This is a genomic window from Aureibaculum flavum, from assembly GCF_016406085.1.
GTDB classification, from domain to species: Bacteria; Bacteroidota; Bacteroidia; order Flavobacteriales; family Flavobacteriaceae; genus Aureibaculum; species Aureibaculum flavum.
This window is the reverse complement of the sequence record NZ_JAEHFJ010000001.1, coordinates 16,039-28,610: the sequence shown is the minus strand read 5'-3', so window position 1 is coordinate 28,610 and position 12,572 is coordinate 16,039. Positions and strand designations below refer to the sequence as shown.

Annotated in this window: 10 protein-coding genes and 1 pseudogene; all 11 read left to right on the top strand. The window is 30.0% G+C overall.

Annotated features, from left to right (window positions below; genetic code table 11):
- Positions 1-33 precede the first annotated feature (33 nt).
- Positions 34-816 carry a glucose-1-phosphate cytidylyltransferase gene (gene rfbF, locus JBL43_RS00120; protein WP_198839475.1) on the top strand — a complete coding sequence of 261 codons (783 nt, stop codon included), beginning with the start codon at positions 34-36 and terminating at the stop codon, positions 814-816.
- A 6-nt stretch (positions 817-822) separates the two neighbouring features.
- On the top strand, positions 823-1,920 hold the full coding sequence (rfbG, locus tag JBL43_RS00115; RefSeq protein ID WP_198839474.1) for a CDP-glucose 4,6-dehydratase: 1,098 nt from the start codon (positions 823-825) through the stop codon (positions 1,918-1,920).
- Position 1,921: 1 nt separating this feature from the next.
- A complete protein-coding gene (rfbC, locus tag JBL43_RS00110) occupies positions 1,922-2,452 on the top strand; it encodes a dTDP-4-dehydrorhamnose 3,5-epimerase (protein WP_198839473.1) in 531 nt (176 codons plus the stop codon).
- Positions 2,453-2,461: 9 nt separating this feature from the next.
- Entirely contained in the window at positions 2,462-3,748 is a 1,287-nt protein-coding gene (locus tag JBL43_RS00105; RefSeq protein WP_198839472.1) for an NAD(P)H-dependent oxidoreductase, read from the top strand.
- Positions 3,749-3,765: 17 nt separating this feature from the next.
- Entirely contained in the window at positions 3,766-5,061 is a 1,296-nt protein-coding gene (locus tag JBL43_RS00100; RefSeq protein ID WP_198839471.1) for an O-antigen ligase family protein, read from the top strand.
- Positions 5,054-6,418 carry a lipopolysaccharide biosynthesis protein gene (locus JBL43_RS00095; RefSeq protein ID WP_198839470.1) on the top strand — a complete coding sequence of 455 codons (1,365 nt, stop codon included), beginning with the start codon at positions 5,054-5,056 and terminating at the stop codon, positions 6,416-6,418. The genes JBL43_RS00100 and JBL43_RS00095 overlap by 8 nt, the downstream gene beginning before the upstream one ends.
- 385 nt (positions 6,419-6,803) lie before the next feature.
- Positions 6,804-6,963: pseudogene (locus tag JBL43_RS20470) on the top strand (DapH/DapD/GlmU-related protein); the annotation flags it as partial.
- 251 nt (positions 6,964-7,214) lie between these two features.
- A complete protein-coding gene (gene gmd / locus JBL43_RS00085) occupies positions 7,215-8,333 on the top strand; it encodes a GDP-mannose 4,6-dehydratase (RefSeq protein WP_198839469.1) in 1,119 nt (372 codons plus the stop codon).
- Between the two features lie 4 nt (positions 8,334-8,337).
- Positions 8,338-9,423 (top strand): GDP-L-fucose synthase family protein, encoded by a 1,086-nt coding sequence (locus tag JBL43_RS00080; RefSeq protein ID WP_198839468.1) that lies wholly within the window; start codon positions 8,338-8,340, stop codon positions 9,421-9,423.
- Positions 9,424-9,489: 66 nt separating this feature from the next.
- Entirely contained in the window at positions 9,490-10,692 is a 1,203-nt protein-coding gene (locus tag JBL43_RS00075; RefSeq protein WP_198839467.1) for a glycosyltransferase family 4 protein, read from the top strand.
- A gap of 5 nt (positions 10,693-10,697) precedes the next feature.
- Positions 10,698-12,548: an asparagine synthase (glutamine-hydrolyzing) gene (gene asnB, locus JBL43_RS00070; RefSeq protein ID WP_198839466.1), complete on the top strand. Its 1,851-nt coding sequence runs from the start codon at positions 10,698-10,700 to the stop codon at positions 12,546-12,548.
- Positions 12,549-12,572 lie beyond the last annotated feature (24 nt).

Genomic DNA, 12,572 nt, shown 5'->3' with positions numbered 1-12,572 from the left:
AAGAAAATAAGAATATTTAAATTAAAAAACATCATGAAAACAGTAATATTGGCTGGTGGTTTTGGTACCAGATTAAGTGAAGAAACAGGTGTAAGGCCTAAACCTCTAGTGGAAATTGGAGGAAAACCTATTTTATGGCATATAATGAAAATGTATTCATCATATGGTCATAATGATTTTATAATTTGTTGTGGTTATAAAGGGCATATGATTAAAGAATTTTTTTCAAATTATTATTTACATTCATCAGATGTGGTTTTTGATTTAAAAAATAATGAAACACAAATTATAAACAATAGTATTGAACCGTGGAAAGTAACTTTAATAGATACAGGTGAAAATACAATGACAGGAGGACGAATAAAAAGAGTAAAAGAGTATGTAGGTGATGAACCCTTCTTTTTAACGTATGGTGATGGCGTCAGTGATGTAAACTTTAATGAATTGTTGAAGTTTCATAATTCACAGAATACATTAGCAACATTATCCGCGGTTCAACAACCAGGTCGATATGGAGCATTTAATTTAGAGCAAGACAATAATAAAATTGATAACTTTAGAGAAAAACCTAAAGGAGGTACGCGAGAAACTGCATGGATAAATGGAGGTTTCTTTGTATTAGAACCTGAAATTTTTGATTACATACAAGAAGATAGTACTGTCTGGGAAAGAGAGCCTATGGAAAAGTTAGCAAATGAAGGACAGTTATCAGCATTTAAACATGAAGGATATTGGCAAAGTATGGATTCTTTGAGAGATAAAACAGTTTTGGAAGAAATATGGCAAGAAGGTAATGCAGCTTGGAAAAAATGGTAATTACTCATGAATAAATTAGATGTTTATAAAAATAAAAAAGTTTTAATAACTGGTCACACAGGTTTTAAAGGTAGTTGGTTATCACAATGGTTGTTGCTATTACAAGCTAGAGTATATGGTTATGCATTAGAGGCACCAACAAATCCTTCACTATTCGATCAACTAAAGTTATCGGAAGAAATGGATTCCTATTTAAATGATGTAAGAGATTTAAAAGCTCTGAAATCATGTATAGACGAGGTGAAACCAGATATTATTTTTCATTTAGCCGCTCAATCTTTAGTCAGAGACTCTTATGAAGACCCTATTAACACTATTGAAACGAATATAAATGGTACAGTAAATGTTTTGGAGGCTGTACGCCAATTAGATATTTCCACAACCATTATAGTTATAACATCAGATAAATGTTATGAGAATAAGGAATGGATACATGGTTATCGCGAAAATGACGCTATGGGTGGTTATGATCCTTATTCAATGAGTAAGGGGGCTGCTGAATTAGTAGTGTCTTCTTACAGACGTTCCTTTTTTAATCCAATGGAATATAAGAAGCATGGTGTTAAATTGGCATCGGCAAGAGCAGGTAATGTAATTGGTGGGGGAGATTGGGCGAAAGATAGAATTATACCAGACTGTATGAGGGCTTTGCAAAAAGGAGAGGAAATTATTGTTAGAAATCCATATGCAACTAGACCTTGGCAGCACGTTTTAGAATCGTTAGGGGGATATTTAACATTGGGTTCAACTTTATTGTCTAACGACGATAATAACTTAGATGTTTTTTGTTCAGGTTTTAATTTTGGACCGTTTACCACTTCAAATAAGAATGTAGAAAGTTTAGTAACTGCAGTTTTAGAAAATTGGCCTGGTAAATGGAAGTATAATGAATCAGAAGCTGTACATGAGGCATTTCTTCTCAACTTAAATATAGATAAAGCAGTACAAATTTTAAACTGGCAACCTGTTTGGGGGTTTGATGCTACTGTTAAAAATACAGTTGATTGGTATTACAATCAGTATAACAGTAACAATGTTAAAGAAATTACTATAAACCAAATTAAGAGTTATCAAAAAGATTTTTTAAATAAAATGATGAATTAATATGTTATTTGAGGAAACAAAATTAAAAGGAGTATTTTTGCTGAATTTAGAGAAAATAGAAGATGAAAGAGGGTTTTTTAGCAGGTTGTGGTGTAAAAAAGAATTAGAAGCAATGAATTTGAATGCGAATGTTGTTCAATCTAATATCTCATACAATAAAAAGAAAGGTACCTTAAGAGGATTGCATTATCAAAAGGCTCCTTATGAAGAAACCAAATATGTACGTTGTACAAAAGGTGCTATGTACGATGTTGTAGTTGATTTAAGACCAGATTCACCTACCTATAAACAATGGTTAGGAGTGGAACTTAGTGAAGAAAATGCTAGTATGCTTTATGTTCCAAAGGGATGTGCCCATGGTTATTTGGCGTTGGAAGACCATACAGAGGTAACTTATTTTGTTACTCAATTTTACAAGTCGGATGCAGAAGGTGGAATTAGATATAATGATAAATCATTTAATATAGAATGGCCAATTGCCATTACAGAAATTTCAGATAAAGATAAGAATCGCCCTGATTACGAGGGTTAAATAGATATTATGGTAATAGTAGACAATGCATTAAATAAGAGAGAAAAAGAAAATAATCCTATTAGAGTAGGAGTTGTTGGATCTGGAGAAATGGCAAAGGGGCTATTGAATCAAATCGAAAAATTTACTCCAGGTATGAAAGTGGTTGCACTATACAATCGTTCATTAGAAAGACCACAAAGGGTCTTTAAGGATTTGAATTTTGATTATAAAATTGTTCAAAAAGAAAGTGACTTTACCCAATGTTACAAAAACGGTATTATTGGGGTTACTCAAGATTTAGACTTGTTAATTCAATCTAAATTTATCGATATTATTGTTGATATGACTGGGTCGATAGAATTTTCCGCTCAACTTACTTTAGATTGCATCAACAATAAAAAGGACATTTTATCATTTAATGCAGAGTTAGATGCTACGTTGGGGCCAATTTTAAAATATAAAGCAGATAAGGCTGGCGTAAAATACAGTGTAGCAGAAGGTGATCAGCCAGGATGTACGATGAACTTATATCGTTTTGTAAAACAAATGGGTTTAATTCCATTAGTTTGTGGTAACATAAAAGGTATGTTAGATGAATACAGAACTCCTGAAACTCAAAAAGAATTTGCTGCCTCTTGGGATATGTCAGCCTATAAGGCTACCAATTTTGCAGATGGAACAAAAGTGAGTTTGGAGCAAGCATGTATTGCGAATGCCACAGGGATGAAAGTTGCGAAAAGAGGAATGTTGGGTTTTAAATCTACGGATCATATTGATAATTTAACTGGTCTATATGATGTAGAACAATTAAAAGAATTGGGTGGTATTGTAGATTTTACAGTCGGAGCAAAGCCAGGACCTGGCGTTTTTGTTTATGCATGTTCCGATGGTGATCCCTTTACTGAAAAATATTTGAAATATGGTAAATTAGGTGATGGGCCTTTATATAGTTTTTATATACCTTATCACCTACTATTTTTTGAAATACCAATTTCAATTGCACGTATGGTAGATTTTGATGATACTATTATTGCTGCCAAAGGAGGTCCTATGGTTGATGTAATAACTATAGCAAAAACAGATTTGAAGAAAGGTGAAACATTAGATGAATTGGGTGGATTTAGAACTTATGGAGTCTGTGAGAATCACGATGTTTCAAAAAAAGAAAACTTACTACCTATAGGTTTGGCTAATGGATGTATCCTAAAAAAGGATATAGAAAAAGACGGTGTAATTAGTTATGATGATGTTATTATACCGGAAAATAGATTGGGAGATGTTCTTAAATTAGAACAGGATGAATTATTTAACTAAAATAGATAAACTGTACATTGGCAAATTATTATTCTATACCCAATAAATTTAATCGTTTTATAATTTTATTGATAACCTTAGCTCCATTTGTGGCCTATGTTCTGTTGGGTTTATTGAAAACTGACTATGGGAAAAATATTACTGTTTTAATGTATTTGGGGGTGATCTTAATTTTTTTTTATGCTAAAAAAGGAACACCCGTTAAATTTCCAAAATATGTCATTTTTTACCTATTATTTACTCTTTATACTTATATTTCTGAGTTTTATCTTTTAGATAGAGAATTTAAATTGTTGTACCTGGTATCAAATCCGATAGCTGCGTCGCTTCTAGCTTTAATAATAATCGAAAATATTCATATACGTACAAAATATATGAATGTTTTATTAAAAACATCTAATGTTATATTTATAGTTGCATTTATCGTGATTCTATTGCAACAGATTTTGGGTCAGGAATTTTTAACTAATCCTGACTATATGAAATCATGGGGAGGTGGGGATGTTACTGAAAGTAGGTTAGTTTCCATTTATTCTTATATTGGTGATGCTATTTCAACTGGTTTAGGATTTGTCCCAATATTTATAATAATTGTTGAGGTATTAGGGAAACAAAATAAGCAGAAGAAAATGTTACTTTACATTCTATGTGGCGTTATGTTTGTTTTTCTCACAAAAGCGAGATGGATACTTTTAAATGGATTATTGGTTTTTTTATTATTATTTATGAACAACAGAAAAAACCTTTCTCAATTTTATAAATACCTGATTTTAATACCAATTATATTTGTTTCAAGCCTAGTGTTGCTTGATGCTTATGGTTTGGAAACTATAGGTATTGTTGAAGATAGGATTTTAGATAAAGAAAGTGGTGGAGTAACTAAGGGTTCAGCAGGGACAAGACTATTGGCTATTGCTACTTTTGGTAAAGTTTATTGGGATAATCCGATTTTAGGTAAAGGAAATATTAAGTACGGAATGGCCGGAACTGGTGAACAAGACTATAAATTAAAAAAATATTTAGCAGGAAGATCTTCCCAAATTCATGTTGGTTACTTATCTCTATTTTATATATATGGGTTAGTTGGAGGTCTTTTATTCTTATTTTTTCTAATTACAATTTTAAGGCATTTATACATGAATGCCAAAATAACTGGATATTTTGGACCTTTTGTTGCTTTTTTAGGTTTTGCCGTAGCTAATTTAACTTTGGTTACATTCTCAATTTTTGAAACTGGATTATTATTAGCATTAATATTTGATAAATACTATATGTCTATGAATAATAAACAAACAAATGAAATACATGTTTAAGTTTATTTCATCTTTTTTTAAAGGGCATGAACGTACAGTTAAAGCCAAAAAAAATATAATAGTATCTTTTGGAATAAAAGGTGTTAGTATTATTATTGGATTTTTAATGATTAGAATAACACTTCATTATTTAGATAAGACTACTTATGGTGTTTGGTTAACGTTAACTTCATTTATCAGTTGGTTCTCTTTTTTCGAAATAGGCCTAGGTAATGGTTTAAAAAATAGGTTAGCAGAGGCATTGGCAAAGAAACAATATAAATTGGCAAAGATTTATGTTAGTACCACTTATGCAATACTCTTTATCATTTCTTCTATAATTGGAATTATTTTTTTTATATTTAATTCTTTTCTCGATTGGACAATAATTCTAAATACAGATAAATCATTGATGAATGAGTTATCTCTTGTTTCACTTATAGTGTTTGGATCTTTCCTTTTTAATTTTGTTCTCAAATTGATCTCTACGGTATTAGTAGCTGATCAACGACCAGCTGTTGGAAATACTTTTGGTCCAGTGGGTAATTTGATAAGTTTGATCCTGATTTATGTTTTAACATTAACAACTGATGGTTCTCTGTTTTATTTAGCATGGATACTTAGTGTGGTTCCTGTTTTAGTTTTACTATCAGCTACTATTTATTTTTATAATAGTGATTATAAAAAAATTGCACCTTCTATAAAATGGGTAAATTTTAAGTATGCAGGAGATTTGTTTAATTTAGGTCTTAAATTTTTTGTTATTCAGATATCAACATTAATTATGTTCCAATCCTCTAATTTTATTATTGCACATTTTTTTGGACCTGCAGAAGTAACACCTTTTCAAATTGCATATAAATTATTTTCTGTTCTTTTGATGATTTTTTCAATTGTTGTTAGTCCTTTTTGGGCAGCATACACAGAAGCATGGACTTTAAAAGATGTTAAATGGATTAAAAACTCAACCAAAACTTTATTCAGAGTATGGCTGGGACTAGTTGCGTTAGGTATTTTTTTATTTATAATATCTGATACTTTTTTTGAACTCTGGTTATCTAAAAAAGAAATGGAAAGCATTCACATTTCTTACAAATTAAAACTTTCGTTATTGTTTTACTTTTTACTTTTTACTTTTGGTGGTATTTATAATATGTTTATCAATGGCGTTGGGAAATTGGCGGTTCAAATGTATTCATTACTTATAGGAGCAATATTGTTTATACCAATGTCTATTTTTTTTATTCAATATTTAGGATGGGGTATAGAAAGTGTAGTGATAGCATCTATAATAGCAAACTTTTACTCCCCTTTAATAGCACCTATTCAATATAGAAAAATAATTTTAAATAAAGCTCATGGTATTTGGAATAAATAAAAAATCTTTATTACTTATATTTAAACCTAGTGAATTATATGCTTCGTATAAAAGAAAAAAACACTTAAAAATCTATAAAAATAAAAAATTAAGATTAGGTATATATGTAAGTATATCTAATTCAAAAATAGGAGAAAATGTATTTCTTGGAAATAATGTAGAATTGACTAATTCGAAAATCGGAAATCATAGTTATGTAAATTCGAAAACAAGTGTGAATAGAACTTCTATTGGGAAATTTTGTTCTATTGGATCTAATGTCGTTTTTGGATTAGGAAAACATCCCACAACTATTATTTCGACACATCCTGCTTTTTACTCTAATAACAAATCATTTAAAACGTTTGCTGATAAAGTTTATTTTAAAGAGTATGAAAATATTAAAATAGGTAATGATGTTTGGATTGGTTATAATAGCATTATAATGGATGGGGTTAACATAGGTAATGGAGCAATTATTGCTGCTGGAGCAGTCGTAACTAAAGATGTAAAGCCTTATGAGGTTGTGGGAGGGGTACCTGCTAGGCATATTAAATATAGATTTACTCATGATATGATTAACTTAATTGAAAAAACCGAATGGTGGAATAATGATGAAGATTTTTTTAAAGATAATTATAAGATTTTTTTAGATAATGAAAAATTTATAAATTATTTCAAAAATAGAAATTAAGATAACTTAATTGTTTGAAAATAAATTATTATAATTTCGATCGTTTCATAAAAATATAAAACTTTAAATCTCGTTATACCTTTTAGGTAAGAAGTTGTATAACTTTATAAATTAAATATTATAATGACAAAAAAAACAGCCCTAATTACGGGAGTAACAGGACAGGACGGAGCGTATTTAAGCGAATTTTTATTAAAAAAAGGGTATGAAGTACACGGCATGAAGAGAAGGTCTTCACTTTTTAATACAGATAGAATAGATCACCTATATCAAGACCCACATGTGGATAATCGTAATTTTTTTCTACATTATGGTGATATGACAGATAGTACCAATATTACTCGTTTGATTAAAGAAATACAACCAGATGAAATTTACAATTTAGCGGCTATGAGTCATGTAGCTGTTTCTTTTGAAACACCAGAATATACAGGGAATGCAGATGGACTAGGAACACTTCGTATTTTAGATGCTGTACGTTTATTAGGTATGGAAAAGAAAACTAGAATTTACCAAGCTTCAACCTCTGAATTGTATGGTAAGGTACAAGAAGTACCACAATCTGAAAACACGCCATTTTACCCTCGTTCTCCATATGCAGTTGCTAAAATGTATGCCTATTGGATTACCGTAAATTATAGAGAAGCTTACGGAATGTATACCTGTAATGGTATATTATTTAATCATGAATCACCTCTTAGAGGAGAGACTTTTGTTACACGAAAAATTACAAGGGCAACTTCTAGAATTGCTTTAGGTCTGCAAGATAAATTGTATTTAGGGAATCTGGATGCAAAACGAGATTGGGGGCATGCGAAAGATTATGTACGCATGATGTGGATGATTTTGCAAGCTGACGAAGCTGAAGACTGGGTAATTGCAACGGGAATTACAACTCCAGTGAGAGAGTTTGTACGTATGAGCTTTGCCGAAGTTGGTATTGAATTAGAATTCAAAGGAGAAGGTGTTAATGAAAAAGCTTATGTGGTATCATGTAATCATAAAGAATACCAAATTGAAATTGGTAAGGAAGTATTGGCGGTAGATCCAAAATATTTTCGCCCAACAGAGGTTGATTTGTTAATTGGAGATCCAACAAAGGCAAATACTAAACTAGGCTGGATTCCTGAACATGATTTAGCCTCATTAGTTAAAGATATGATGCAATCTGACATAAAATTAATGCAGAAAGATCAATATCTAAAAGAAGGAGGATATTATACAAATAATTATTTTGAATAAATAAATGGATAAGACATCTAAGATATATATTGCCGGCCATAATGGTATGGTAGGTTCAGCCATTTGGAGAAATCTAACAAATAAAGGATTTACTAATTTATTAGGTAGGAATTCTTCTGAATTAAATCTAATCAATCAAAAAGCGGTAGAAGAGTTTTTTTCAAAAGAGAAACCTGAATATGTAATTCTTGCAGCAGCAAAAGTGGGCGGTATTGTTGCCAATAATATTTATAGAGCTGATTTTATTTATGAAAATATTCAAATTCAAAATAATGTAATCCATAATTCTTATAAATATAAAGTTAAAAAGTTGCTTTTTTTAGGAAGTTCGTGTATTTATCCAAAAAATGCACTACAGCCCTTAAAAGAGGAATATTTATTAACTTCTGAATTAGAATATACAAATGAACCATATGCGATTGCTAAAATAGCTGGAATAAAAATGTGTGAATCTTATAATATTCAGTATGACACCAATTTTATTTCAGTGATGCCGACGAACCTTTATGGACCAAATGACAATTATGACCTTGAAAAGTCACATGTGTTACCAGCTTTGATTAGAAAAATGCACTTAGGAAAGTGTTTAGAAAATAATGACTGGAAATCCATAAAAACTGATTTTAATAAACTTCCAATTGAAGGTGTAAATGGCAATGAGAACAAGACAGTTATTCTAAACGTATTGGAGAAATATGGGATTAAATTTGATGGTAAATCAAAAAAAGTAAGTATTGAATTATGGGGGTCAGGAGAGCCTCTTCGGGAATTTTTACATGCAGATGATATGGCGGAAGCATGTTGTTTTATAATTGAACAAATTAACTTTAGTGAATTAAAAGCTAATTATAAAGAAATAAAAAACACGCATATTAATATAGGGTCAGGTGTTGATATAAGTATAAAAGACTTGGCTATAAAAGTTAAAGATACAATTGGTTTTTCTGGTAAAATTGAATGGAATACTGAAATGCCGGATGGCACTTATCGAAAACTTCTAGATGTCTCTAAAATTAACAATTTAGGTTGGAAGTACAATATACTCTTAGATAATGGTATTAAATTGGTGTATAATAATTATTTAAACTAAAAGTACTACTAATATTAAATAGAGTAGAGACAAGCTTAATGAGATAATCTATATTTATAAAACGACTTGAATAAAAATATAAAAAAAAGAGTGCTTTTTACAGGAGCGAATGGATTTCCATTTGGTTCTGCGGTTATACAACGGCAGATTCAAATGGCTAAGGCATTAATGAACGCAGATTTTAAGATATTAGTAATTAATAAAAACGGGAGTCATTCTAAAAATATTGCTGAGAGAGAAAATATTGTTGTACAAGGTAATTATCATGGAATAGATTATATTTATTGCTCATTGTTATCGTATCGTCCAGATAATTTTATTGTAAGAAACTTGGTAAAAAAAATAGGTAGTATCATTGAGTTTTTTACGATTTTCTATTACAGAATATTTAAAAACGCCACTCATATATTTAATAATTCTATTAATTTAAAAACATTAAAATACTATTATACGCTGTCCAAAATTTTTAAGATGGAACTAGTTTATGATTATGTTGAAATTATAGGATCATTAGGAAATAGAGATAAGAAAGAATTAGAGGAAGTTAAACATGATTTTGACTATCAATTTTTAAACTATTCAGATAAGATTATTGCTATTAGTAATTATTTAGAAAATCATGTAAAAAGTATAGATCCAAATAAAGAAATGATTAAAATCCCACCTATTATCGATTTTTCATATTTCGGTGATATAAAGCCAAAATATGAAGATGTTTCATATTTTTTATTTTGTGGATCAGCCGTTTATATGGATGTTGTTAATTTTATTATTGATGCATTTATTCATTCAAAATCGCAAGATAATGATTATCATTTAAAATTGGTAATAAATGGGAGTCACGAACAATTAAATAATCTAAGAGAATTTATAACAGAGAAAAAGTGTCAAGATAATATAGAAGTATTAACTAAATTACCTTACGACGATCTTATCTCATACTATAAGTCGGCAAGAGCTTTATTAATTCCTGTAAGTAATAATGTACAGGATAACGCAAGGTTTCCGTTTAAAATATGTGAATATACAGCATCTAAAAGGCCTATTATAACTTCTGACTCTGGGGCGATTACAGAGTATTTTATAGATGGAGAAAATGCATTTATTGCGAAAACAGATGATTGTAGTAGTCTGACGAATAAACTTAATTTAGTCATTGATCAACCTGCACTTTCTAATAAAGTAGGTTTTAACGGAAATGAATTAGGTCAAAGAGTATTTAATTTTAAATCTTACTCAAGTAATTTTAAAGAACTATTAAATAAATAAATTTTATGTGCGGAATAGCCGGTAAAATATTTTTCGATCAAAACAGAACAGTTTCTTTAAATGAATTAAAGAAAATGTCAGATGTTATAAAACATCGTGGTCCGGATGATGAAGGTCATTATAACAATAGTAATGTAGGTTTAGCTTTTAGAAGACTAAGTATTATAGATTTACATACGGGGCACCAACCTTTGTCTAATTTTGATGGTTCATTATGGATAACATTTAACGGAGAGGTTTATAATTTCAAGGAAAGTCGTCTTGCTTTAGAAAAAAAAGGATATAAATTTAGAACCAACACGGATACAGAGGTTATTGTTAACCTTTATGAAGAGTATGGTGAAAATTGTGTTGATCATTTACGAGGGATGTTCGCTTTTGTTATATGGGATGATCGTAAAAAACAGCTTTTCGGTGCTAGAGATCGGTTTGGAATTAAACCCTTTCATTATTATATAGATAATGAAAAATTCTTGTGGGGTTCCGAAATTAAATCAATTGTGGCTGCAGAAAACGTTAAAAGTAGTTTACGATTAGAATCTCTTGATCATTACTTTGCTTATGGTTACACCCCTAGAAATCAATCAATTTATAACGAGATTCAAAAATTAGAACCTGGTTCTAGTTTTACATTGAGACCATATGAAAAAGAAAAACTTATAATTAAGAAATACTGGGAAATTTCATATACTCCTGATTATACTAAATCGGAAGCCTATTGGAAAGAAGCTTTATATGAAGAATTAAATAAAGCAGTAAAAATGCGTATGATTAGTGATGTACCACTTGGGGCGTTTTTAAGTGGAGGTGTAGATTCAAGCATCGTAGTTTCTATGATGGCATTAAACTCGAAGGATCCAATAAAAACATTTTCAATAGGATTTAAAGAGGAGAAATACAATGAATTAAAATATGCACAACTTGTTGCTGATAGGTATAAAACGGATCATCATGAGTTCATTATTGAGCCTGAATCCGTAGAATTATTACCAGACCTCGTAAGGGCATATGACGAACCTTTTGCTGATAGTTCTGCCATACCTACATATTACGTATCAAAGTATACTCGTGAGCACGTAACCGTAGCACTCTCTGGAGATGGTGGTGATGAGCTTTTTGCTGGTTATGTTGAATATGATAAAATGATTATGCTTCATAAGAAAAAGCACTATCCAAAGGCTTTTTTTAATATGGTTAACAAATTAATACCTGATCACATGTTTGGTAAAGGTATGGCCTATTATTTGTCTAAGGATAAAAATAATATTGCAGCATATTTTAACTTATGGAAAGATTACGAAAGAGAAAATTTATTCCGTGCTGATATTAAAAATAAATTGGAAAAGAATTACTCTGAAGGTTTGAAAATAGACATAATTAATTCTTCAAAGGCCGATTTTTTAACAAAAATGCAACAACTAGATATGAAAACTTATATGGTGGATGACATCTTAACTAAAGTTGATCGAGCATCAATGATGAATTCTTTGGAGGCCAGAGTTCCTTTATTGGATCACAAGTTTGCAGAATTAAGTTTTAAGATACCTTCTGAATTGAAATTGAAAGGAGGTATAAAGAAACATATACTAAAAGAGACATTTTCTAAAATATTACCTCCAGGGATTATTTCACATAAGAAACAAGGATTTGCAATACCATTAAATAATTGGTTTAAAGATAGTTTAAAGGATTATGCGTTCGATGAATTAACTAATAGTAAATATTTATATAATTATTTAGAGAAACCCATGGTTAATAAAATTTTAAATAATCATCAAAAAGGAAAGCGAGATTATAGTGCAAAAATTTGGAATTTACTTTTTTTAAACGAATGGTTGAAACAAAATAAAATATAATTAATGTTTTTTAGTAATTTAATA

Bases quoted from the DNA above. Each gene is read 5' to 3' on its own strand.
- rfbC (WP_198839473.1), top strand. From the start codon at position 1,922: ATGTTATTTGAGGAAACAAAATTAAAAGGAGTATTTTTGCTGAATTTA.
- gmd (WP_198839469.1), top strand. From the start codon at position 7,215: ATGACAAAAAAAACAGCCCTAATTACGGGAGTAACAGGACAGGACGGA.
- rfbG (WP_198839474.1), top strand. From the start codon at position 823: ATGAATAAATTAGATGTTTATAAAAATAAAAAAGTTTTAATAACTGGT.
- rfbF (WP_198839475.1), top strand. From the start codon at position 34: ATGAAAACAGTAATATTGGCTGGTGGTTTTGGTACCAGATTAAGTGAA.
- JBL43_RS00095 (WP_198839470.1), top strand. From the start codon at position 5,054: ATGTTTAAGTTTATTTCATCTTTTTTTAAAGGGCATGAACGTACAGTT.
- JBL43_RS00105 (WP_198839472.1), top strand. From the start codon at position 2,462: ATGGTAATAGTAGACAATGCATTAAATAAGAGAGAAAAAGAAAATAAT.
- JBL43_RS00080 (WP_198839468.1), top strand. From the start codon at position 8,338: ATGGATAAGACATCTAAGATATATATTGCCGGCCATAATGGTATGGTA.
- asnB (WP_198839466.1), top strand. From the start codon at position 10,698: ATGTGCGGAATAGCCGGTAAAATATTTTTCGATCAAAACAGAACAGTT.